Below are 22,251 nucleotides of genomic sequence, written 5' to 3'. Positions count from 1 at the left end.
CAATAATCTGAGTAAGGAGTGTGGAAATGACGGTAATGAATGATACGATCCAACAACAAGCGCAAGCCAAGAAGGCGGGCTTGCCGATGTTCACGGTGCTAAAACGCACATTGTTCATCATACTGGGTTCTCTGTTGGTCTCTGTAGGTTTGGAGATCTTTCTCGTTCCGAACAACATCATCGATGGGGGGATTGTCGGGATCTCGATCCTGTTGTCCCATATCAGCTCATGGCAGATCGGTCTGTTTCTGTTCGTGTTGAACCTGCCATTCGTGATCCTTGGTTATAAACAAATCGGCAAGACGTTTGCACTGTCTACCTTGCTAGGGATCACCGTGATGTCAATCGGAACGAATTTCCTGCATCCGGTGCCGGGTCTGACAGATGACCCGTTGCTGGCCTGCGTGTTCGGGGGGATCATCCTCGGCGTCGGTGTCGGGATGGTTATCCGCTACGGCGGCTCGCTGGACGGGACGGAGATCGTCGCGATCTTGGTCAACAAAAAAACCCCGTTCTCGATCGGGGAGATCGTGATGTTTGGCAACATCTTCATCCTCGGCAGCGCTGGATTTGTGTTCGGCTGGGACCGTGCGATGTACTCGCTGATCGCCTACTTTATCGCCTTCAAAGTCATCGACATCACCATCGACGGGTTCCAAGAGTCCAAGTCGGTCTGGATCATCAGCGACTATCACCGCGAGATCGGGGATGTCCTGCTCGCCCGACTGGGCCGTGGTGTGACCTACCTCAACGGCGAGGGTGGCTTCTCCGGCGATGAGAAAAAAGTCGTGTTCTGCGTGGTCACGCGTCTGGAAGAGGCGAAATTGAAGCTGATCGTGGAAGAGATCGACCCTGAAGCCTTCCTCGCCGTCGGCACGATCGCAGAAGTGCGCGGCGGGCGATTTAAGAAGCGAGACATCCACTAGATCTGCGAATCACCACGCATCAAAAAAGGAGCGCCTCAGTAGGCGCTCCTTTTTTTACGTCTCACCACAGATTTCAGCAAGAGGAACAACGCTCCATACGTCACAGTGGCTGCAAGGGTGGCAAACAGCCAGTGGTCGGTGCCAAGCAACAAATACAGCAGCAGGTGGGCGAGTGCCACCACGGTCAGCCAGAGCAACACGTTCATGCGCTCGATGAAGTTGTAGAAACCGTTCAAAGCGGATGCACCTCCTTGGGACTAGGGTGTGCAAAAATGGGCGGGGCATGCGTAGCAGAACGGCTGCGGTGTCCATAGACTGGTAGTGATTTAACGGAGCAGAGGAGGGTGAACCCACGTGGCGAAAAAAGGCAAGAAGACTACGAAAGAGACACCGAAACAACAGAGCGCACCCAACGTTCAGCAGACGCCTCCGAATCTCGGAGATCAACTCAAGGACCGGCTGAAAACCGTGAACAAAGGCGGTTTGCTCGGCATGCTAGGCGAAGTTCACAAGACCACCCCGGACCAATGGAAAGACCCGGAAGCCGTCAAGAACATGGCGAAGAAATTCGCTGAACAACTCAAGATCCCAGTCGATGAAAATCGCCTCAATCAGTTCATGAAAGCGTACAAAGACGCGACCAAAGGCGGCAACCCGAACGCCAACGTCGAAGATCTGGTCAAGAAATACGGCAACGGCAAGATCGACGACAAAACGCTCAAGGAAATGCAGAAGTTCATCAAGCCCAAGGACTAAGGCAGACGCGATGGGACACTCCAAACGGCGCAGACGAGCGGAGCGCGAGACACGACAGGAGCAGGAGCGTTCGTCCGAACAGACAGGGGAGCGTTACCACTCCAGCAGTCGAAAAAGCCGCCGTGCGGCGAACGGTACGGAGAGCGTTCCGGCTCGGCACGAGGCAGGGCTTCCCGATGTCTTGGGCAGCGACCGCCACTTCTGGAAGTTCGCGCTGGCGTTCCTGATCATTTTTGTCCTGTTGTGGTTGTTGGCTCCTGACGAGAATTGAGCAACGAGGAAACCGGCCCAGTGGGTCGGTCTTTTTTTGTTCTGCAAGGGCGCTAGGGCGTGGGGGCGACAAAAAAAGCGAACGGTCACTTACTGACCGTCCGCTTTTTTCTCATCTTCCTGCTTGTGTTCGGAAGATTTCTTCGCATCGCCACCGCCTGCCGTGCTCAGAAACATGCCCGCCAGCGGGGAGTTCATCAACGCCATCAACAGCGTTGTCCACTCGCTGGTCGTCATGTCCTTGAACTTGCCACCGATCACTTTGGGCAGGACGCCTTCCTTGTGCAGGTGGCTGCCTACGCCGTGTAGCGAGTCAAAGAGCTGATCGGCGCGCGACATGTAGCCGGTGTATTTTTTGCAGAGCTGGCGCAGGGTGGAGAGGTGCTTGATCGAATCTTCCGCGAACGTGGGGCTCTTGGGACTCGGCAATTGGAAGCTTGGGAACGAGGCGCCGCCTGGCAAGGGCACTCGTTTGCTGTTGTTGAGTTTGCCGGATGTGCTCTTTTTGGCGGTTGGCTTGTGCTTGGGAGCCGTTTTCAGCTCGGCTTTGGCGAGTTTGATCTCGCTCTCGAGGATGCGCTTGGTCGTCTCATACGTCGGTTGCTTCAGATCGAGCGTCGTCAGGCAGGCTTGGAGCGTGCGGACGCGTTTTTCTAGTTGCTTGCGGCCTTTTTTCTTGTTTCCGGCCATCGGGGACACCTCCGCGCAAGTCAGGTTCCCTATAACATATGGAAGAGCATGAACGGGCGTGTGGGCGGATACACTACGTCCGAGACAATAAATTGGGGAGGGACGCACATGTCGCGCAGAAAAGACCAGCACCAAGACTTTTATGCCAACCACGGCGGCGTTCACTTCACGCAAAACGTGCCTGCTGAGCAGATCAACAACTTCGTTCGCGAACTGTCGAGCGAGAAGCGGGACAACCTCTTTGAAGTGCTAGATGAATTGGAACAGGCCGGCATGATCACGTTGTACAACGATGGGCAACTGGCAGACGGGTCCGGTCACATCGGCGGAACGGCTGGCTGCTACGAAGAAAACGATCGATGAGCAAAAAAAGCCTCCACACGCGTGCGTGCGGAGGCTTTTTTTCGACAGCTTACGGTTTGATGCGAGCGTTGATCACGCCGTTGGTTTCGGTGATGTTGGTCACACGGAACGCCGTGACCGGGATGTAGTACGAGCCGCTGTAGGAGGCTTTGTTGAAGATCAGGTCGGTTCTGCCAGAGGTGCCTGGGAACACGTCGCCAGCGTCGCCGCTGTTCATGCCGTATTCCAGATCAAACTTGCCGTCCGCTTGCACGACGCCGACGCCGTAGTGCCATTCGTTGGTGTCGGAGTAGAGATCGACCGGGTTGTACGCGCGACGGTCTGCGTTCGCGTCTTGACCTTCATCCGGACGCCAGAAGTTGCGTTGCAGGACATTGTCATCCACGTGGTAGACGACGAGGCCGTGCATCTTGTCGTTGAACTGGCCGGCTTTTACACCGCCGTAACGAGCAAGGCCGATGTCATAGCCTTTGAGCTGACGGTTTTCGAGCAGGAAGTACTCGGTGCCGTGCGTGGAGGTGACGGTGTATTTGTAGATGGTGTTCGAATCTGCAGCAGCCGGGATCGAGATGTTCGGGTAGTTGTACGGGTTCAGTTCCTTCGCATCTGCGATGCCTGCGAAGTAGCGGTTCCACGCGTCGAGTTGGACCGGGGTGTTGCCGTTGTATTGGACATAGTTCGGGTAACGTGCCCAGGAGCCGCCCGCCATGACCGACCAAGCGCCGACACCTTCGGAATCGTAGCCATAGTCGTAGAGGTCCGGGAGACCGAGGATGTGCCCGAATTCATGCGCGTAGACGCCGACAGCCGGTGCGAACGGACCCGAGATCAGCGCCGGATCGTAGCTTTCGCCATCGAAGCCGGTCAAGTTGCCGCCGTATTCCGGTTCCATCGAGTATTTGGAAACTTTCACACCGTCCACGACGAGCGGTTCGTTGAGTTCCCACTTGTGAGACCAGATTTGTTGCGGGTCGGTGGACCACTCGCCGCCCGTCCCTTCGTGGATGACAAAAATACCTGGTACTTCGCCGTTCGCATCTGCGTACTTGGAGAAGTCGATAGTGCCGTCAGCCGCTTTTACGACGTCCTCGACGAGACCTTGGACGTTGTGCGGGTAGTCGCCAAAACCGTTGGCGTTGTAATCGCTGGTCGAGGTCGGCAGGGAGCCGGTATCGCCAAAGTAGTAGGAATACGGATGCGGAGCCACGACCCAGCCCACTTTCTCCGGGGAGTCTTGGGTGGTGACGTTGATTTTACCGTAGGAGATGTCTTTGTAGTAGTTGTGCAGGGTGCGGTCGGTCGGTGCCGCCACACCATTCGGAGCGGTTGCATACTTCGCGAACTGCGGCAGCTCAAACGGGTTGTAGGAGGTGCCGTAGAGCAGGTCGTTGATGTATTTCGCCGGGATGCGCTCAGACGGGGAACCCGGAACGGCAGACTTGCCATTCTCCTCCGGGAATTTGACGAGCAGCGCCAAGTTGTTTTGGATCGGGTTGAGGCTCAAGCGATCCTCAGGACCTTTGTGTGCCACTCTATTGTTGGGGTTCTTGGGATTCTTTTTGACTTTCGGTTCTTTGATGCTGACCCCTTTGGTTTTCAGAGCTTGCATGACTTCCGGGTCAACAGTTGCTGCAGAGAATTCGGTGGAATCGGGAGTGTCCATTGCGGTAGTCGAAGCGGGTACAGACGACGGAACGGATTTGGCCGAGACGACGGGTGCGCCCAGCATGGTAGTAGCAGTCAGCGTGGAAATGACCGCAAATGCTACGAGTTGTTTCTTTTTCATTGCATAACCTCCCCTTTTTCTCGACAACCCTACAATCAGAATTGTCGAATCTATCTAAAATATAATCCGCGAAATCCGAAAAGTCAACAAATAGTTTGAAGTAGGTGATATTTTTAATTTAAGATTATTAAATATTATTATTGGAGTATTTGATCTATTCGGATGGAACTTTTTGTCGGTATAATGGAAGGAAAAAAGGGAGGGGAAAGCATGCGGAACAAGCGGTCGTATGGGGTCTTGGTGTTGCTCTTGCTGATGGCTTTGGGACTGATCGGTTGTGGGGAGCCCAAGGAAACCACGGAGCAGAAGTTCGAGGCCTTCAAGAAAGCGCAGCACGCGATCTATGATGCGTGGCAAGCGAACACGACGACAGAGTTAAAAGACCTGCTGTCTGCAGGGCTCACCGACCCGTTGTTGAGTCAGCAGTTTGATCAGCAGACCAAGGTGATGCAGCAGCGGCTGATGCTCAATGAGCGGCACTCCGTCAAACAGATCACGTTTAACCAACTGGACATGGTGAAGGATGGCACGACCGATTTCACGGTCTACGCGGATTGGACGGTCGATGGCATCCGCGAACACGGCGACCTCCACGAGATGAAAGTCTCGTACAAGAAAAAGTTCCACCTCGTGAAGCAAAAAGACGGGCTGTGGAAGATCGATCAGATGATGGATTAGTGGGTAGGAAAAAAGCCGCTTGTGACTCCGGGGAGTCACAAGCGGCTTTTTAGACGAGTTCGTTCAGGAACGCTTCCAGACGATCCATCGCCTTCGCGAGGTTCTCGCGCGACGTGGCGTAGGAGATGCGGAAGTTGTTCGGGGCACCGAAGCCAGAGCCCGGAACGAGCGAGATGTTGGCGTGCTCCAGCAACAAGCTGGCGAAATCGTCGCAGTTCTGGACGGGATGGTTCTGGTAGGTCTTGCCAAAGGTAGCCGAGCAGTTCGGGAACACGTAGAAGGCACCGGTCGGAGTTGCACAGGTGATGTATGGCATCTGGCTCAGGCGGTTGAGCACGTAGTCGCGGCGCCAGATGAACTCCGGCACCATCGCTTCGTCGCGGTGGTCGAGGGCGGCGACCGCCGCTTTTTGCGAAATCGAAGCCGGATTCGCCGTGGTATGGCTCTGGAAGGAGGTCATCGCTTTGACAATCGCACGGTCGGCTGCGAGATAGCCGACACGCCAGCCGGTCATCGAGTATGACTTGGAGAAGCCGTTGATCACGATCGTCCGCCGTTGGATGTCTTCACCGAGACTTGCGATCGAGATCTGCTCCACGCCATAGACGAGTTGGTCGTAGATCTCGTCGGAGATCACGTAGAACTCATGCTTGCGAACCACGTCCGCCAGCGCTTGCAATTCCGCAGGCGTGTAGACGCTGCCCGTCGGATTGCTTGGCGAGTTGAGCAGCAGCACTTTGGTTTTCGGCGTGATCGCCGCTTCCAGTTGGGCCGGTGTGATCTTGAAGTTGGTCGATTCGTCCGTCGGGATCATGACGGGAACGGCCTCTGCGAGGCGCACCATCTCCGGGTAGGACACCCAGTAGGGAGCCGGGAGAATCACTTCGTCGCCGGGGTTGCACAGCGCCATGAAGGCGTTGTAGAGCGAGTGCTTGGCGCCGGAGGAGACGAGGATGTCGTCTGCGGTGTAGCGCAGACCCTTCGTCGCCAATTGATCGGCGATCTTTTTGCGCAGTTCCACGATGCCCGGTACCGCCGTATACTTGGTGAATTGCTGGTCGATCGCTACTTTCCCTGCAGCACACGCGATGTCCGGTGTCCCAAAGTCAGGCTCACCAACGCTCAAGTTGATGACATCCAGACCGTCTGCGATCATCGCTTTGGTCTTGGTATCAATCGACAGCGTCGGGGACGGTGCGATGTTTTTCACCCGGTCAGACAATCCAAAAGCCATATTCGTTTCCCTCCATGCCCTTTATCTACTTCTAACAATACATTCGCATAATTCTAGCGTCAAGCAAACGGCGGGTCTTCATGAGACCCGCCTGTTTCCTCCACCCTATTCAGTTGCCTGTGACCCAGTTCCAGAAGGATTTGAGGCCGCCTTCCGTTTTGGTGCCGATGTTTTTGACCGTGCCTGTGACGGAGGGGTGTTCCTCACACCACTGGGTTGGTTCGGAGCCTGCGAGGAAGTATTCGCGTTGCTGGGTCGGGCAGTTTTCGGTCGCCAATTGTCCGCTGTCTGGGTCGATGTACAGCTCAGACACGTTGGAGGGGGGCGTGAAGTCGCGCACGGGGAGGCCCGCGTGTGCGGCCTGCATGAACTGCGCCCAGATCGGGGCTGCAACATAGGACTCCGTCGGGGAGAGCAGTTGGTCTTTGTCATAACCAACCCACACGGCGGTCACCAAGTCGGGGGTGTAGCCGATCATCCACGCATCGGTGTCGGTCGTCCCGGTCTTGCCAGCCGCCGGGCGGTTGAACATCTCGTGGACGCGGAAGCCAGTGCCGCTCGGGGACGTATACACCGATTTCATCATGTCGGTGAGGATGAACGTGACGCCCGGGTCGAGGATCGCGTTTTTTTGCTCCTCGAACGCGGTGATTTTGTTGTAGGCGGCATCCTCGATCTGTTGCACGACGTGCGGCTCGACGCTGTAGCCGCCGTTGGCGAGCGGGGCGTAGGCTTTGACCATCTCCAGGGGTGATTCGGGAAACACGCCGAGTGCCAGCGACGGGTAGGGCTTCATGTCGCCGGTGAGCCCGAGCGCTTTGGCGGTGTTGATGACTTTCTCGGGGCCGATGTCCATCACGGTCGTCACGGCAAATACATTGTCGGAGCGGGCGATCGCATCTCGAAACGCGATGTAGTTGTTGAGGTAGTGATCGCCGTAGTTGTGTACGTCGTAGGTTTTTTCCTCGCCTTGGTCGTTTTTGTAGGTGAACGTCGTCTGTTCACTTTTGATCCGGGTGGCGGGGGTGTAGTTGTTCATGAGGGCGGTCAAGTAGACGACCGGCTTGAATGCGGAGCCCGGTTGACGCTTGGCGAGCGCACGGTTGAACGAACTCTGCTTGTAGTCCCGTCCGCCGACCATCGCTTTGATCGCCCCGGTATTCGGGTCCATCGCGACCAGCGAGACCTGCATGTTTTTCGCCGTGGCCGGGAGTTTTTTCAATTGCTCCTGCACCGCTTGTTCAGCGGCGGCTTGCAGGTTCGAATCGAGTGTGGTCTCGATCTTCAGCCCACCGCGATAGAGTTCGCCGTCGGAGATGCCGTAGGTGGTTTTTAACTGGTAGGACACGAAGTCTGTAAAGTACGGTGCCTTGCCCGACGGCATCTTTTGCGGGGCGAGTTCGAGCTTCTCCTGAAATGCGCGATCTGCTTCGGCAGGGGTGATGTGGCCTTCGGTCGCCATCAGGTCGAGCACGATGCGCTGGCGTTCCTTGGCTTGGTTGAAGTCGAGATAGGGGTCGTAGATGCTCGGCCCCTTGGGCAGTCCGGCGAGCAGGGCAGCTTCCGCGAGGTTGAGGTCTTGGGCGTCCTTGTTGAAGTAGGACTTGGCGGCCATCTCGACCCCGTAGGCACCGTGTCCGTAGTAGATCACGTTTAGATACTGTTCGAGGATCTCGTCTTTGGAGTAGTTCATTTCCAATTGGATCGTCAGCATCGCCTCGCGCAGTTTGCGGGAGATCGTCTGATCTTGGGTGAGGAACAGGTTTTTGGCGAGCTGTTGTGTGATCGTGGAGCCGCCCTCCACGACTTGTCCAGACTTGAGGTCGACCCAGAGTGCGCGGGCGATGCCAGCTGGGTTGATGCCGCTGTGTTGGTAGAAGTGCTGATCCTCGACATCGATCGTAGCTTCGATCAAGTTCTGGGGCATGTCGGCGAGCGGGATCTTGATGCGGTGCGTGTCGTCACCTTTGACGAGGTTGGTCAGCATGGTGCCATCGCTTGCGACCACGGCGGATGGATTGGCAATTTCGTTAGGCGGAAGTTCAGCATAGCGCAAGTATAAGTAGAAGAAAGCCCCGAACCCGATCGTGGACATCAGGAAGATCACGAAGGCCTTCCAAAACCACATCGACGAGCCCTTGCGACGGGGCGCGCGCAGAGGTCTGCCGGTCTCTACGTTGTCTTCCAACTCTTCAAAGTTCGGAGTTTTCATAAGCTGCCCCTCCCGATAGGTATTCTTAATCTGCCAGTATGATCCTGTTGAGAGGAAATCATACAAAAAAAGCTGTTTATTTTTCCAGTAGGTTTGGTATAATACGTACCGTCTGCAAAAAACAGCATCGACCTGTAAGTTGACATACATACACCAAGGAGGTACCACCCAATGGAACTCTGGTATACCGAGAAACAAACCGAGAATTATGGCATCACTGCGAAGATCGAGAACACGATTCACACCGAGCAATCTGAATTCCAACGCATCGACCTGATCGAAACCAAGCAATGGGGCAAGATGCTCGTGCTCGACGGCATGGTCATGACCACCGACAAGGACGAGTTCGTCTACCACGAGATGATCACCCACCTCGCGATGAACACCCATGCGAACCCGAAGCGCGTCCTCGTCGTTGGCGGCGGTGACGGCGGTGCGATCCGTGAGATGCTCAAATACCCGTCTGTTGAAACCGCAGTGCTGGCGGAAATCGACGGTCGCGTCATCGAACTCTCCAAGGAATACCTGCCGGAGATCGCGGGCAAGCTCGACGACCCGCGCGTAGACGTACAAGTTGTGGACGGGATCAAATACATCCATGACAACAAAAACTCGTTCGACGTCATCCTCGTCGACTCCACCGAACCGGTCGGTCCGGCAGTGGGTCTGTTCGCACGCGATTTCTACCAAGGCATTTTTGAAGCGCTGAAAGACGATGGCATCATGGTCGCTCAATCCGAATCCCCGTGGTTCAACTCCGAGCTGATCACCCGCGTGTACAAGGACATCGCGTCGATCTTCCCGATCACACGCTACTACTCCGCGTCGATCCCGACCTACCCGTCCGGCCTGTGGTCGTGGACGATGGGTTCCAAGAAGTACGATCCGCTGGAAGTGGACGAAGCGAAACTGATCGAACCGGAAGGCACGAAGTACTACCACAAAGCGATGCACAAAACGGTCTTCACCTTGCCGAAATTCGTCGGGGAGCTGTTGAAATAACATGAGCATCCACCGCATGAAACACGACCCGGCATACAGCGGCCGCGAGTTCATCGGCGCGACCTCGAACTACGAAGAAGCGGACTCCGTGATCTACGGTATGCCGATGGACTGGACGGTCTCGTTCCGCGCCGGCACCCGTCTCGGCCCGCAGCGCGTCCGCGAAGTATCGATCCTGCTCGAAGAGTACTCCCCGTACTTGGACAAGCATCTGGAGGACGTCTCCTACTACGACGCTGGTGACATCCCGCTGACGTTCGGCAACCCGGCGAAGTCGGTCGACCAGATCTACGACTATGTCAAAGGCCTGCTCGACGATGGCAAGTTCCCGATCGGTCTCGGTGGCGAACACCTCGTGACGTGGGGCCCGGTGCGCGCCTTCCACGAAAAATACCCGGACCTCGTCGTCGTGCAGTTTGACGCACACGCCGACCTGCGCGAGAACTACGAAGGCGAGCCGTACTCGCATGCGTCGGTTCTGCGCAAGGCCTGCGACATCGTCGGCCCGAAAAACGTCTACCAGTTCGGCATCCGTTCCGGCACCCGCGAGGAATTCCACTGGGCGCGCGAGAACACGAACTTCTACCCGTTCGATGTGTACGAGCCGCTCAAGGGCTGCATCGAGGAGCTCAAAGGCCGCCCGATCTACCTGACGATCGACATCGACGTGGTCGACCCGGCGGAAGCGCCGGGCACCGGTACGCTCGATGCGGGCGGCATCACGGCAAGAGAGCTGTTCAAGTCGTTGTACCTGATGCGCGATGCAGGGCTGAACATCGTCGGTTTCGACCTCGTCGAGATCGCACCGGTGTACGACCCGGCGGAGCAGACGCAGATCCTCGGTTCCAAGATCGTGCGCGAAGTGTTGCTCGCTCTGGCACCGCAGAAGAAATAAACAGGTTGGAATGGAAAAAGCAACTCCAGGGAACTCTGGAGTTGCTTTTTGCTCACGAAGGAGAGATGGGTCATGTCGGAGAAAGTGCCAGTGCAGGTATCGGTTTGGTCCCAACAGCGGGCCAAAAGCGGCGAGCGTCTGACCTTTCGCACGCAGGTGGCGGGGACGCTGTATGAAAAGGGCGAGGCGATCTATGTCGCCTATCGCGAGGGGGAGGACAGCGGGCTTGGGCAGACGTTGACCACCCTGCGCATCGAAGGACGCCACGTCACGCTGATCCGCCAAGGAGAGACGGTGATGAAACAGTCGCTGGTCAAAGGCGAGGAGCAGGTCGGTACCTACAAGACCCCGCACGGCACGTTCGACCTCGTCACCCGTACCTCGCAACTGATCGTCAACATCAACGCCAAGGGCGGGCGCCTAGAAGCCTTGTACAACCTGCGACTCGCCGGGGACAAAAGCCGAATGGAATTGAAAATTGACGTCAAACCACTGTAGTAGGCGTATGTAAACGCGGCATACCCTAAAGTATTGGAAAAGGGGGCGAGATCATGGATCTGAAAGTCTGGATTCTCTCATTGGTCACCGGCGTCATCGTCGGTGTGGTCTTCACGCTGTTCCGTCTGCCGATCCCAGCACCGCCCGTGCTATCCGGGATTCTCGGCATCGTCGGGATCTGGCTAGGTGCGCAAGTTGTGGATTGGGTAAAAGGATTTTGGCAATAGAAAAGGCACCTGTCCGCTAAGCGGTCAGGTGCCTTTTTCTTGGTCATTAGGGGGCTAGTTTGGATAATATGTCGCTCCAGTCGGTAGGAACGTTTAGGCGAGACCAAAGATGTTTGCGGTATTCTTCCTCGTCTTCTTGTCCGAGCAAGCGTTGGAGAACTTGCAGAACGTGTCGCTTCCAAAACCATTTCCCATGCACGACTTTGTGAAGTTGTTCTTGTTGTGATAACTGGGTGTCTGCAAATCTCCATTTTGCTTCGAGACGAGCAAAGATTGTTTGGGGATCAAGATATTGATGCCACTCTTGTAATTTGTTTTGAATGTATACATCATCTTGTGCATGTTCAAATTCGAGGATTTCTTTTTGGTAAAGTAGTGACTTCAAACCGCTTCGCAACGGCTGTATTTCTGACCATAAGACTCCATGCCGAACCCATTGTTTAAGATCGAGTATCAATAGTTTCTCAAAGGCGTTATATCCCCCTATTTGATTTGTGATGGTTTGTCTGTTTTCAGTCGTGAGGGCGTTCCAGATCTCGCTGGGATCAATGAGATAGCTCTCCATACAATAACGAGGTAGAACACAAAGGTTTGAATGAGTATCTCGTGCGTGTTGGATATCAATCGAATTCCACTCATCATGGTCAACGATTCCAACCCAACTGGATTCTTCACGTAACATTTTTAGTAGAGGACCTTTACCATTTGCATGGGCAATTGCCCATTTTGTTGACCAGTTATTCCCGAATTGTTTAGTGAGCAAATTCAAGTAGGCAGCTTTATCGTCGGTTCCCTCTACGAGGAGGACCCGAATGTTTTTGTTCGCAATTTCTTTTTCGCGAATCTCCTGCAACCGATCAGTCCAGCCACTCATCTGTGTCCTCCAGCCGTTCCTCTTTGTCTTCACTCCAGGTTGTTTGGTTCATTTCGGCACCAAGAATAATTCGTTTTCCGATCGCTTTGTAACGTGACCAAACATCTGTTTGATGGGAAGTGAGGATAAGTTGGCCATGTCTCTTTTGAATAAGGGTTTCTAGATAGCCTAACAATCCAGATACTTGTGAGGGGTGAAGGTACAAATCTGGTTCATCGATAAGCACAACTCCGCCCGTCTCTAACCATCTGCTAATGATGAAGATGAGAATTAACAACTGATGTTCTCCGGCACTTAACTCGTCCAACGTGTGCCATCGTGCAGAGTTGTTAATGATGACTCGAAGGCGATTGTTATCCTCCTCGTGTACGGTAGGGTCAATTCGTTTTCCAATCAAGAAACCATTGATGTCATTCAAGGCTCTGCGATATTTCTTTTCGTCAATGATTTTTAGATTTATTAATGAGGATTCGAGTTGTCCTTTCCAATGCTCAGTTACTTGGTACGTTGTTAACCAACGGTTTTGAGAATCATCAGCCACAATTTCCCCAACGTTTTTGCGGGGGGTGATCCAACGTCGCTCTTCAGAGTCAAGGTAAATCATATTGGCGGTTGTCGATTTTTCACCGACTAAAAGACGCTGTCTTTCTTGTCGCCATTTGCGACGAAGGTCTTCATTTAACTTATATTGGATGGAATGGCCTCTGCTAACAGTTTCGCCGACCCACTCGATGTTAGGATACATCTCCTCTAGATCGTCGAGAAGATGTTGATCCCCAAATACGATCCCAATCGGTTCCTTATAGTCTGGGAAGAGATCGCGAACAACGATTGCACAGCCCCCCCATTGTTGTAACCAGGTGCGGGCGTTACTTTTTTTTGGGCGACCAAGATCCAACGACTGACCGGCAAGAATCCATAGATTCGCAATCATTTTTAGAACAGTTGATTTACCACTACCGTTCGGTCCAGTTAGGAGAACCCATTTGTAGACATCATTGCTGAGTCGACGAACAAGACTCTCAGACCATCTGGTAGGAAGTGGCCCTACCTCACGCGTGTAAATCTGCTCGATTCGCATCTTTGATCTCCCTAATAGTTAGTTTGTTTATCCTACATTTTTACCAATACAGTTAGTATATTCTCCTCCATTTTGCGCAATTCAATTCTATCTGGCAAGTAAAATGCGCTTATTCCTCAGGAATAAGCGCATTTGGGATAAAGTTACGCTTGACGAGCAGTTCGCCGCTTCTGAATCGCTCTCAGATATGAAACGTTGAAGTGAGATAAGAGTGCTCCGCTTGATCACCGGTTGTGTCTATTTTCAAGTTCCGCCTCTACGGGGTGGTTTAGTGCGCCGATGTAGCCCGTGGTGCAATGGTCAGTGTCGCTGAGGCGAACAATATCAAGTAGCCAGTATTTTTTAGTTCATCGAGGAATGACCCTGTTTTACTAATATATATGAATAATATAGGGTGAAAACCTCGGTAGTTAATGAGGACCTCTTTTGATACTTGAGTATAAAAATGAATAGTATCAAAAGACCTCATCGCTACAAGAGCGGTGAGGTCTTTTGTTCACAAGGAGTGGCGATTAGTTTACGCCAACGTTGCTCCAAGCGGTTTGCAGAGCGGTGTAGTAGGAAGAGGTGGTGCCGTAGAGAGCGCCAACTGCTTGCAGGGTCGCCGCACGTGCGCCGGAGAAGTTGGTGGAAGCGGTCATGTAGTCACGGGAAGCGGTGTACCAGACCTTGGATGCGATGGTACGGGAACCGATCGCGGTTGCGAAGTTGTAGAAGGCTTTGTTCGGGATGCCGGAGTTGGTGTGGACGCCGCCGTTGTCGGAGGTGGTGTTCACGTATTGGGACATGTTTTCCGGATCGCCGTAGATGGACGGGCTGGACATCGAGCGCAGGCCATCGCCCGGGGTGTTCGGGGTGTAGATGTCGTCGCCGACGAGCCAGTTGTCGCCTTCGACGGAAACGCCTTGTGCATCAGACCAGGACTCGTTCAGTGCGCCAGATTGGCCGGAGTAGGTCAGGTTGGAGGTGCGCTCGGTCACCGCGTGGGTGATCTCGTGTGCATCGACATCGAGGTCGCCGGAGAGCGGGATGAAGGTCACGCCGTCGCCATCGCCGTAGGTCATCTGCGTGCCGTTCCAGAACGCGTTGTTGTAGCTGCGGCTGTAGTGAACGCCGGACAGCATGGTTGCACCCGCGTTGTCGAACGAGTTGCGGTTGAAGTTTGCGAGGTAGTAGTCATAGACTTTGCCTGCGTAGAAGTGCGCGTCTACAGCTGCTTTATCGGTCCATACGTTGTCAGCATCCGCGATGTCCGTTTGAGCATTGGTGCCGTTCGCGTAGGTTTTGGTGTAGATTTTGCCGCCGGTTGCGTTCATGTACTTGGTTTGGTCAACCAGGTAGTAGGAGCCGGTGGAGGATTTGATGGTGTTCAGGGACTTGGTGTCGCCCAGTACGCCTGTACCGGTACCGACTGCGTTGGTGCCGGTCGGAGCGGTGTTGCCGCCCGGTTTTCCGAATTCGATGCGGTTGATCGAATCGATGATGGAACCGTTGGTTGCATCGACTGCGATCTGGTAGCGACCCGGGTTGTCCCCCATGAAGGTAACTTCAACCAGGTAGGAGAGTACCGCTTTGTCGCCGTTCGGATAGAACAGCAGTTCCGAGGTAGCCGGTTCGGTCAGCTCGCCGGTGTAACCGGTGGAAGCGACTGCCGTTTCGATCGCTTGTGCGGAGGTCAATTCCGCTTTTTTCGCGCTCGGGGTGAGCTTTTTGAAGTCGCCGGTGACGCCTTGAACGTCGCCGTTTGCTTCGTGGACGATCATTTGTTGGCCGAAGACGCGCAGGCCGTCGATGACGCGGTCAACTTTGGTGTGTGCGATGCCGTTTGCATCTTTATGAGATTCTTTGGATTTGAAGTTACCGCGAGCGGTGTCAAAGCCGAAGTCTTTGCTTACTTTATCGAGAGCGTTAAACGCGCGGTCTTCAGCGGTAGCGCCCGATACTTTACCGAGCTTGCCGACGACGTTGTGGATCGCGCCTTTTTCGTCCTTCAAAACTTGCTTGTCGTTAGCAGCGCCTGCAGACATTGCGAATGCAGAGCCAACCAAGGATGTCAGGACCAAGGTGGTGATGAGCTTTTTGTTCATGTAAATGCCTCCCTATTTTTTGTAATTTTTTTATGATTGTTGTTCGTTCTATTTTGAATTGTACGGGAAGTGTGAACGTTCGTCAACAATATTTTAGAAAATTTTCAACAGTGGGTTTTCTTATTTTTATTCGACACCAACTGATAACCATGCAGTGGCGAGGTCGTGCGCGATCTGCGAGTTAGGGCCGTAGAGGACGGCGCAGGCTTGTTCGGTAGCAGCTCGTGCGGCCGAAAAATCGGCGTCTGGCGTGAGGTAGTCCCGAAGGGCGAGGTACCAGACTTGTCCCGCCTGTTCGCGCGAGTGAATCCGGGTCGCAAAGTTGTAGAACGCTCGGTTGGGGATGCCAGCGTTCAGATGAACGCCGCCGTTGTCCTCCTCCACGGTGCGGTAGTCGCGCATGTGCTCCGGTTGACCATACGCGGCGGGTTCCGCCAACGAGCGCAGCGCCGTCTGCTTGCTTCCTACGGGGAACAGGTCTTCGCCAAGGGTCCAATCACGGCCTTCGATCACACTGGCGAGCGCGTCGGCAAATGATTCGGCGAGCGCACCAGACTGTCCTGTGTAGAGCAGGCCAGCCGAAGTGTCGATCACCGCGTGCGTCCATTCATGGGCACAGATGTCGAGGGCGGCCGACAAAGGAGTGGGGATCTGGTCATCTCCGTCGCCATAGATGACTTGCGCTCCGTCCCAGAAAGCGTTCGCGTAGTTGTGGCCGAACTGTACCGCGCTGCGCATCGGACTGCCGAGGCCATCGAAGGAGTTGCGCTTGAAGTGTTGGAGGTAGTAATCATAGATGCGACCGGCATGGAGGTGTGCGTCGACGGCTGCGCTTTGCTCGGGGCTGTCCCAGATGTTGTCGAGATCTGTCAGTTGGGCTTGCGATTGAGTGCCAATTTGGAATGTGTAGGTGCGGATCGACGATCCGAATTGCTCGAACATCGGGCGGCTTTCATCTATTAAATAGTAAATGCCGCTGCGCATCGTGGTCTGCACAGACTTGTCACTGGTTTCGATGTTGTTGATTTTGGCAAGGATCGAGCCATCCAACGCGTCGACCAACACGGTCCAGCGACCAGGTTCATCGCCGAGCCAGTTTACGCGCACGAGATAGGCGAGATTCGCTTGATCTCCAGTTGGGTAATAGACGAGGTCGGCGCTGAGGTCTTCAGATGGGGTAGGGTTTTGTACCGCTTCTTGGGCAGCGTCGATGGCTTCCTCCGCTTTCACGGTCGGCATGTCGGAGTTGGGGGTCAGGGGTTCGCAGAATCCAGAGACCCCGACCAAGGCATCGTCCATCTCATGCAGGAGGACGTCGCGGCCAAAAATTGGGATGTTGTTCAGGCGTTGGTGGAGGCGTTGGTGCCGAAGTCCATACTCGTCGAGATGACTGTTCTCATAGGAGAATTGCCGGTTGGGGTCTGTGAATCGATAGGTGTCCTGCACCAGCTGTAAGGCATGGAGGGCCCGCGCTGATTCGCTATCTCCCTGAAAGCGTCCAAGGTAGCCGGTGATGGTGTGAATCTGGCCAGATTCGTTGCGGTAGATGTGGAGGTTGGCGTCGGCCTGCGCAATTTCGGGGGCGGAAGGTAGTAACAAACTCATACTGAGCAGGAGTGTCGTCCATCGAAATCTCTTCATCTGTAGAAAACCTCCTAAAGGAAGAAACCCTCACGACCATGTCGCGAGGGTTGGATACATCTGGAAAATCTCCAGATTAATTCACGCCTACGTTGCTCCAAGCGGCTTGCAGAGCGGTGTAGTAGGAAGAGGTGGTGCCGTAGAGTGCGCCGACTGCGGACAGGGTCGCAGCGCGTGCACCGGAGAAGTTGGTGTTGGAGACCATGTAGTCACGGTCTGCGGTGTACCAGACTTTACCGGCGATGGTGCGGGAGCCAATTGCGGTTGCGAAGTTGTAGAAGGCTTTGTTCGGGATGCCGGAGTTGGTGTGTACGCCGCCGTTGTCGGAGGTGGTCACAACATATTGGCTCATGTTCGCCGGATCGCCGTAGATCGTCGGGTCTTCCATCGAGCGGAATGCGGTGTAGCCGCCGCCCGGGATGCAGAGGTCTTCGCCCATCAGCCAGTTGCGGCCTTCGATGACAGCGCCCATCGCGTCAGACCAAGATTCGTTCAGTGCGCCGGATTGGTCTTGGTAGATGAGACCGGAGGTTTTCTCGGTGACACCGTGGGTCAATTCGTGACCGATTACGTCAATTGCGCCGGAGAAGGCACGGAAAGTGACGCCGTCGCCATCGCCGTATACCATGTAGGTGCCGTTCCAGAAGGCGTTGTTGTAGTTTTTGTTGTAGTGAACCAGCGACTCGAGGCTCATGCCGTTGTTGTCGATGGAGTTACGACCGACATTGTTTTTGTACCAGTCATAGACTTGTCCCGCGTAGAATTGCGCGTCAACGCCTGCACGTTGGTAGGTGGTGTTCCAGACGTTGTCGGTGTCGGTCATGTCATAGATCAAGGAAGCGCGGTTTTTCATGTCGCGGGTGCGAACGATGCCTGTCATCGGCTTCGTTGTATCTTCCAAGTAGTACGCGCCGGAGCGCAGGGTGGTGTTGATCGACTTGGTGTCGCCGAGGACGCCAGTACCCGTACCGACTACATGTTCGATTTTGTCGATCACTTTCACGATCGAGCCATCGGTCGCGTTCACGAATACGTCAGCGCGAGCCGGGGTGTCACCCAGTGCGGAGTAGGAGACTTTGTAGGTCAGCACCGCTTGGTCGCCTACCGGGTAGTACATCAGGGTTGCGTTCGGAATTTCGGTGAACTCACCCGCAGCGCCAGTTGCTGCAATCGCGTTGGAAACGGCCGTAACGGAGTCGATCGTCGCGGATTTTGCGGTCGGGGTGAGTTTTTTGAAGGAACCGGTGACGCCGGAGACATCTCCACTTTTCTCGTGAACGATCATTTGCTGGCCGAACACCTCGATACCGTTGATGATGTTGATCATCTTGGTGTGAGCAAGGCCGTTTTCGTCAGCGTGGCTTTCCTTCGCTTTGAAGCTACCAGCTGCTTTATCGAAACCAAAGTCAGTTTTTACTTTTTCAAGTGCGTTCAGTGCGCGCGCTTCAGCAGTTGCACCGGTCACTTTGCCGATGGTGCCGACAACGTTGTGTACGCTGCCTGTTTCGCTTTTCAGGACTTGCTTGTCAGCCGGAGCAGCACCTGCGCTCATTGCGAAAGCGGATGCGACCAACGACGACATGACCAAAGTAGTGACGAGTTTCTTGTTCATACTTGAATTACCTCCCATTATTTTGTAGTGGTTAGTAATGTTCTATGTCTATGCATTTATAGTAGCTTAATTGTGAATATAATGTCAACAGTGTTATGGTTATTTATTTAGTAGTTTCGTATTTTTATGTTGGGGAGGTGCAACTTGCAAGAAAAAAAGCCATGACCGAAGTCATGGCTTTTTCCGTGAAAGATTAGATACCTACGTTGCTCCAAGCGGTTTGCAGAGCGGTGTAGTAGGAAGAGGTAGAGCCGTACAGAGCAGCTACTGCAGACAGGGTAGCAGCGCGTGCGCCTGCGAAGTTGGTGGAAGAGGTCATGTAGTCGCGGGAAGCGGTGTACCAGACCTTACCAGCGATGGTGCGGGAACCGATCGCGGTTGCGAAGTTGTAGAAAGCTTTGTTCGGGATGCCGGAGTTGGTGTGTACGCCGCCGTTGTCGGAAGTCGTGTTCACGTAAGCGGACATCGTAGCCGGTTGGCCGTAAGCAGCCGGGTTGGACATGGAGCGAAGAGCGTCGCCAGCGGTGTTCGGGGTGTAGACGTCTTCACCGATCAGCCAGTCGTCGCTGTCAACTACGGAAGCTTGAGCATCGGACCAGGACTCGTTCAGAGCGCCGGATTGGTTGGAGTACACGAGAGCCGAAGTGGTTTCGGTGACTGCGTGGGTCAATTCGTGTGCTACAACGTCTTTGCCGCCGGACAGGGAGCGGAAGGTTACGCCATCGCCATCGCCGTAAACCATTTCAGCGCCATCCCAGTATGCGTTGTTGTAACCGGAAGAGTAGTGGGTGTAGGAGTAGATCGCAGAGCCTGCGTTGTTGTAGGAGTTGCGGCCCAGACCTTTGTAGTAGTCGTATACGACGCCAGCGTAGAAGTGAGCGTCAACGCCTGCACGTTGTGCAGTGGTGTTGTTCCACACGTTGTCGGTGTCGGTGTAGTTGTAGCCGGAGGTGGTGCCGTTTTTCATGTCATAGGTGATGATACCAGCCGGGATGCGGGAGGTGTCTTTCAGTTGGTAGGAACCGGAAACCAGCGTGGTTTGGATGGTTTTGGTGTCACCCAGAACGCCTACACCGGTACCAGCAACGTGGTCGATGGTGTTGATGGAGGAGATGATGTTGCCGCTGACAGCGTCAACAACGATCTGCCAGTTAGCCGGTTCAACAGCATCGTTGTAAGCAACGTTTACTTTGTATGCGAGAACTGCTTTGTTGCCTTGAGCAACGTAGGTCAGTTCCGAGGTAGCCGGGCGGGACAGTTGGCCGGTGAAGCCGGTGGAAGCGATCGCTTTGTCGGTCGCTTGAACGCCGTTCAGGTCAGCCTTGGTAGCGTTCGGGGTCAGCGCTGCGAAGTCGCCGGTGACGCCTTGAACGTCGCCTTTGAGTTCGTGAACGATCATTTGATGATCCATAACTTTGATGCCGTTGATGACTTGGTCAAGCTTGGTGTGTGCCAGACCGTTTTCATCGTTATGGGAAGCTTTTACTTTGAAGTTGCCAGCAGCTTTTGCGAAGCCGAAGTCTTTGCCAACCAGGTCGAGAGCGTTGATTGCGCGCTCTTCAGCGGTTGCGCCTGCAACTTTGCCGAGTTTACCTTGGACGGTGTGGACTTTGCCGGTTTCGTCCTTGAGAGCAACCTTGTCAGTTGCTGCTGCGCCTGCGGATACTGCGAATGCGGATGCAACGAGAGAAGACATAACCAACGTGGTGATAAGTTTTTTGTTCACCTGTGTGACCTCCGTTTTATCTTGTATTTGAGCTTACTTACAGCTCTTGTCTAGATACTACGATAAGACTGAATACTACGTCAACATATTTTTCAGAAATCTTTTAATGTGGCGGATGTTTACTAATAATTTTGGTTTCACTAGAAAAAATACTAAAAAAAGACCCGTGAGAAGATCCACGGGTCTTTTTTTGGAAGCTTGCGGCGGTATTAGTTAACGCCGACGTTGCTCCAAGCGGTTTTCAGAGCGGTGTAGTAGGTGGAGGTGGAGCCGTACAGAGCAGCGGTAGCGCTCAGGGTCGCAGCGCGTGCGCCCGCGAAGTTGGTGGAAGAGGTCATGTAGTCGCGGGAAGCGGTGTACCAGATCTTACCAGCGATGGTGCGGGAACCGATCGCGGTTGCGAAGTTGTAGAACGCTTTGTTCGGGATGCCGGAGTTGGTGTGCACGCCGCCGTTGTCGGAAGTCGTGTTCACGTATGCGGACATCGTAGCCGGTTGGCCGTAAGCAGCCGGGTTGGACATGGAGCGCAGAGCGTCGCCAGCGGTGTTCGGGGTGTAGACGTCTTCACCGATCAGCCAGTCGTCGCCGTCAACTACGGAAGCTTGAGCATCGGACCAGGACTCGTTCAGAGCGCCGGATTGGTTGGAGTACACGAGAGCCGAAGTGGTTTCGGTGACTGCGTGGGTCAATTCGTGTGCTACAACGTCTTTGCCGCCGGACAAGGAGCGGAAGGTTACGCCATCGCCATCGCCGTAGACCATTTCAGCGCCATCCCAGTATGCGTTGTTGTAACCGGAAGAGTAGTGGGTGTAGGAGTAGATCGCAGAGCCTGCATTGTTGTAGGAGTTGCGGCCCAGACCTTTGTAGTAGTCATAAACAGCGCCAGCGTAGAAGTGAGCGTCAACGCCTGCACGTTGTGCAGTGGTGTTGTTCCACACGTTGTCGGTGTCGGTGTAGTTGTAGCCGGAGGTGGTGCCGTTTTTCATGTCATAGGTGATGATACCAGCCGCGATGCGGGAGGTGTCTTTCAGTTGGTAGGAACCGGAAACCAGCGTGGTTTGGATGGTTTTGGTGTCACCCAGAACGCCTACACCGGTACCAGCAACGTGGTCGATGGTGTTGATGGAGGAGATGATGTTGCCGCTGACAGCGTCAACAACGATCTGCCAGTTAGCCGGTTCAACAGCATCGTTGTAAGCAACGTTTACTTTGTATGCGAGAACTGCTTTGTTGCCTTGAGCAACGTAGGTCAGTTCCGAGGTAGCCGGGCGCGACAGTTGGCCGGTGAAGCCGGTGGAAGCGATCGCCTTGTCGGTCGCTTGAACGCCGTTCAGGTCAGCCTTGGTAGCGTTCGGGGTCAGCGCTGCGAAGTCGCCGGTGACGCCTTGAACGTCGCCTTTGAGTTCGTGCACGATCATTTGACGATCCATAACTTTGATGCCGTTGATGACTTGGTCAAGCTTGGTGTGCGCCAGACCGTTTTCATCGTTATGGGAAGCTTTTACTTTGAAGTTGCCGGAAGCTTTTGCGAAGCCGAAGTCTTTGCCAACCAGGTCGAGAGCGTTGATTGCGCGTTCTTCAGCGGTTGCGCCTGCAACTTTGCCGAGTTTACCTTGGACGGTGTGGACTTTGCCGGTTTCGTCCTTGAGAGCAACCTTGTCAGTTGCTGCTGCGCCTGCGGATACTGCGAATG

21 protein-coding genes are annotated in these 22,251 nt (G+C 54.4%); 9 read left to right on the top strand and 12 right to left on the bottom strand.

Going from position 1 to position 22,251, the window contains the following annotated elements; translation table 11 throughout:
• Nucleotides 1-86 precede the first annotated feature (86 nt).
• The gene (locus C7459_RS01210) at nucleotides 87-926 is read left to right on the top strand and encodes a YitT family protein (RefSeq protein WP_425450707.1); all 840 of its coding nucleotides are present in this window, start codon (nucleotides 87-89) and stop codon (nucleotides 924-926) included.
• Between the two features lie 35 nt (nucleotides 927-961).
• Here the strand turns inward: C7459_RS01210 and C7459_RS01205 are convergent, their stop codons facing one another.
• Nucleotides 962-1,162: a hypothetical protein gene (locus C7459_RS01205; protein ID WP_109685434.1), complete on the bottom strand. Its 201-nt coding sequence runs from the start codon at nucleotides 1,160-1,162 to the stop codon at nucleotides 962-964.
• Nucleotides 1,163-1,280: 118 nt separating this feature from the next.
• Here C7459_RS01205 and C7459_RS01200 point away from each other — a divergent pair, with 118 nt between their 5' ends.
• Together C7459_RS01200 and C7459_RS01195 are read left to right on the top strand one after the other, a co-directional pair.
• On the top strand, nucleotides 1,281-1,682 hold the full coding sequence (locus tag C7459_RS01200; RefSeq protein ID WP_109685433.1) for a hypothetical protein: 402 nt from the start codon (nucleotides 1,281-1,283) through the stop codon (nucleotides 1,680-1,682).
• Nucleotides 1,683-1,692: 10 nt separating this feature from the next.
• Complete coding sequence (locus C7459_RS01195; protein WP_109685431.1) at nucleotides 1,693-1,953, top strand: hypothetical protein; 261 nt, start codon at nucleotides 1,693-1,695, stop codon at nucleotides 1,951-1,953.
• Nucleotides 1,954-2,042: 89 nt separating this feature from the next.
• Here the strand turns inward: C7459_RS01195 and C7459_RS01190 are convergent, their stop codons facing one another.
• The gene (locus C7459_RS01190; RefSeq protein ID WP_109685429.1) at nucleotides 2,043-2,642 is read right to left on the bottom strand and encodes a hypothetical protein; all 600 of its coding nucleotides are present in this window, start codon (nucleotides 2,640-2,642) and stop codon (nucleotides 2,043-2,045) included.
• A gap of 108 nt (nucleotides 2,643-2,750) precedes the next feature.
• Here C7459_RS01190 and C7459_RS01185 point away from each other — a divergent pair, with 108 nt between their 5' ends.
• Nucleotides 2,751-3,005 (top strand): hypothetical protein, encoded by a 255-nt coding sequence (locus C7459_RS01185; RefSeq protein ID WP_109685426.1) that lies wholly within the window; start codon nucleotides 2,751-2,753, stop codon nucleotides 3,003-3,005.
• A 49-nt stretch (nucleotides 3,006-3,054) separates the two neighbouring features.
• Here the strand turns inward: C7459_RS01185 and C7459_RS01180 are convergent, their stop codons facing one another.
• Complete coding sequence (locus C7459_RS01180; protein ID WP_109685424.1) at nucleotides 3,055-4,791, bottom strand: M6 family metalloprotease domain-containing protein; 1,737 nt, start codon at nucleotides 4,789-4,791, stop codon at nucleotides 3,055-3,057.
• A 210-nt stretch (nucleotides 4,792-5,001) separates the two neighbouring features.
• On the opposite strand from C7459_RS01180, the gene C7459_RS01175 reads away from it, so the two are divergent.
• Nucleotides 5,002-5,469: a hypothetical protein gene (locus C7459_RS01175; protein WP_109685422.1), complete on the top strand. Its 468-nt coding sequence runs from the start codon at nucleotides 5,002-5,004 to the stop codon at nucleotides 5,467-5,469.
• A gap of 49 nt (nucleotides 5,470-5,518) precedes the next feature.
• On the opposite strand, the gene C7459_RS01170 is transcribed toward C7459_RS01175, so the two are convergent.
• Together C7459_RS01170 and C7459_RS01165 are read right to left on the bottom strand one after the other, a co-directional pair.
• Nucleotides 5,519-6,703, bottom strand: coding sequence for a pyridoxal phosphate-dependent aminotransferase (locus tag C7459_RS01170; RefSeq protein ID WP_109685420.1), 1,185 nt, complete (start codon nucleotides 6,701-6,703; stop codon nucleotides 5,519-5,521).
• Between the two features lie 109 nt (nucleotides 6,704-6,812).
• Nucleotides 6,813-8,915, bottom strand: coding sequence for a transglycosylase domain-containing protein (locus tag C7459_RS01165; RefSeq protein WP_170119195.1), 2,103 nt, complete (start codon nucleotides 8,913-8,915; stop codon nucleotides 6,813-6,815).
• Between the two features lie 171 nt (nucleotides 8,916-9,086).
• Between C7459_RS01165 and speE the strand changes: the two genes are divergently transcribed.
• The 4 genes from speE to C7459_RS01145 all read left to right on the top strand — a co-directional run bounded on the left by speE (nucleotide 9,087) and on the right by C7459_RS01145 (nucleotide 11,537).
• Nucleotides 9,087-9,917 (top strand): polyamine aminopropyltransferase, encoded by an 831-nt coding sequence (gene speE / locus C7459_RS01160; protein ID WP_109685416.1) that lies wholly within the window; start codon nucleotides 9,087-9,089, stop codon nucleotides 9,915-9,917.
• A 16-nt stretch (nucleotides 9,918-9,933) separates the two neighbouring features.
• Nucleotides 9,934-10,812: an agmatinase gene (gene speB / locus C7459_RS01155; protein WP_109685892.1), complete on the top strand. Its 879-nt coding sequence runs from the start codon at nucleotides 9,934-9,936 to the stop codon at nucleotides 10,810-10,812.
• Nucleotides 10,813-10,884: 72 nt separating this feature from the next.
• Nucleotides 10,885-11,310 (top strand): YwiB family protein, encoded by a 426-nt coding sequence (locus tag C7459_RS01150; protein WP_109685414.1) that lies wholly within the window; start codon nucleotides 10,885-10,887, stop codon nucleotides 11,308-11,310.
• Between the two features lie 59 nt (nucleotides 11,311-11,369).
• A complete protein-coding gene (locus C7459_RS01145) occupies nucleotides 11,370-11,537 on the top strand; it encodes a XapX domain-containing protein (protein ID WP_109685890.1) in 168 nt (55 codons plus the stop codon).
• Between the two features lie 46 nt (nucleotides 11,538-11,583).
• On the opposite strand, the gene C7459_RS01140 is transcribed toward C7459_RS01145, so the two are convergent.
• The 7 genes from C7459_RS01140 to C7459_RS01110 all read right to left on the bottom strand — a co-directional run.
• The gene (locus C7459_RS01140; RefSeq protein ID WP_109685412.1) at nucleotides 11,584-12,411 is read right to left on the bottom strand and encodes a DUF4435 domain-containing protein; all 828 of its coding nucleotides are present in this window, start codon (nucleotides 12,409-12,411) and stop codon (nucleotides 11,584-11,586) included.
• Nucleotides 12,395-13,492 (bottom strand): ATP-binding protein, encoded by a 1,098-nt coding sequence (locus C7459_RS01135; RefSeq protein ID WP_109685410.1) that lies wholly within the window; start codon nucleotides 13,490-13,492, stop codon nucleotides 12,395-12,397. The genes C7459_RS01140 and C7459_RS01135 overlap by 17 nt, the downstream gene beginning before the upstream one ends.
• 512 nt (nucleotides 13,493-14,004) lie before the next feature.
• The gene (locus tag C7459_RS01130) at nucleotides 14,005-15,579 is read right to left on the bottom strand and encodes a M4 family metallopeptidase (protein WP_109685408.1); all 1,575 of its coding nucleotides are present in this window, start codon (nucleotides 15,577-15,579) and stop codon (nucleotides 14,005-14,007) included.
• A gap of 126 nt (nucleotides 15,580-15,705) precedes the next feature.
• The gene (locus C7459_RS01125) at nucleotides 15,706-17,220 is read right to left on the bottom strand and encodes a M4 family metallopeptidase (protein ID WP_109685406.1); all 1,515 of its coding nucleotides are present in this window, start codon (nucleotides 17,218-17,220) and stop codon (nucleotides 15,706-15,708) included.
• A 76-nt stretch (nucleotides 17,221-17,296) separates the two neighbouring features.
• Complete coding sequence (locus C7459_RS01120) at nucleotides 17,297-18,832, bottom strand: M4 family metallopeptidase (RefSeq protein ID WP_109685404.1); 1,536 nt, start codon at nucleotides 18,830-18,832, stop codon at nucleotides 17,297-17,299.
• A gap of 193 nt (nucleotides 18,833-19,025) precedes the next feature.
• Nucleotides 19,026-20,558, bottom strand: coding sequence for a M4 family metallopeptidase (locus C7459_RS01115; RefSeq protein WP_109685402.1), 1,533 nt, complete (start codon nucleotides 20,556-20,558; stop codon nucleotides 19,026-19,028).
• A gap of 209 nt (nucleotides 20,559-20,767) precedes the next feature.
• Nucleotides 20,768-22,251 (bottom strand): M4 family metallopeptidase (locus C7459_RS01110; protein ID WP_109685400.1); only part of this gene is annotated, 1,484 nt, incomplete at its 5' end.

The organism is Tumebacillus permanentifrigoris (genome assembly GCF_003148565.1).
Classification (GTDB): domain Bacteria; phylum Bacillota; class Bacilli; order Tumebacillales; family Tumebacillaceae; genus Tumebacillus; species Tumebacillus permanentifrigoris.
The sequence above is the reverse complement of the archived record's forward strand: the minus strand, read 5'-3'. Positions and strand labels throughout refer to the sequence as shown.

Coding starts and splice junctions, on each gene's coding strand:
- C7459_RS01210 (WP_425450707.1), top strand. CDS start 87: ATGTTCACGGTGCTAAAACGCACATTGTTCATCATACTGGGTTCTCTG.
- C7459_RS01195 (WP_109685431.1), top strand. CDS start 1,693: ATGGGACACTCCAAACGGCGCAGACGAGCGGAGCGCGAGACACGACAG.
- C7459_RS01190 (WP_109685429.1), bottom strand. CDS start 2,642: ATGGCCGGAAACAAGAAAAAAGGCCGCAAGCAACTAGAAAAACGCGTC.
- C7459_RS01185 (WP_109685426.1), top strand. CDS start 2,751: ATGTCGCGCAGAAAAGACCAGCACCAAGACTTTTATGCCAACCACGGC.
- C7459_RS01180 (WP_109685424.1), bottom strand. CDS start 4,791: ATGAAAAAGAAACAACTCGTAGCATTTGCGGTCATTTCCACGCTGACT.
- C7459_RS01175 (WP_109685422.1), top strand. CDS start 5,002: ATGCGGAACAAGCGGTCGTATGGGGTCTTGGTGTTGCTCTTGCTGATG.
- C7459_RS01170 (WP_109685420.1), bottom strand. CDS start 6,703: ATGGCTTTTGGATTGTCTGACCGGGTGAAAAACATCGCACCGTCCCCG.
- C7459_RS01165 (WP_170119195.1), bottom strand. CDS start 8,915: ATGAAAACTCCGAACTTTGAAGAGTTGGAAGACAACGTAGAGACCGGC.
- speE (WP_109685416.1), top strand. CDS start 9,087: ATGGAACTCTGGTATACCGAGAAACAAACCGAGAATTATGGCATCACT.
- speB (WP_109685892.1), top strand. CDS start 9,934: ATGAAACACGACCCGGCATACAGCGGCCGCGAGTTCATCGGCGCGACC.
- C7459_RS01150 (WP_109685414.1), top strand. CDS start 10,885: ATGTCGGAGAAAGTGCCAGTGCAGGTATCGGTTTGGTCCCAACAGCGG.
- C7459_RS01140 (WP_109685412.1), bottom strand. CDS start 12,411: ATGAGTGGCTGGACTGATCGGTTGCAGGAGATTCGCGAAAAAGAAATT.
- C7459_RS01135 (WP_109685410.1), bottom strand. CDS start 13,492: ATGCGAATCGAGCAGATTTACACGCGTGAGGTAGGGCCACTTCCTACC.
- C7459_RS01130 (WP_109685408.1), bottom strand. CDS start 15,579: ATGAACAAAAAGCTCATCACCACCTTGGTCCTGACATCCTTGGTTGGC.
- C7459_RS01125 (WP_109685406.1), bottom strand. CDS start 17,220: ATGAAGAGATTTCGATGGACGACACTCCTGCTCAGTATGAGTTTGTTA.
- C7459_RS01120 (WP_109685404.1), bottom strand. CDS start 18,832: ATGAACAAGAAACTCGTCACTACTTTGGTCATGTCGTCGTTGGTCGCA.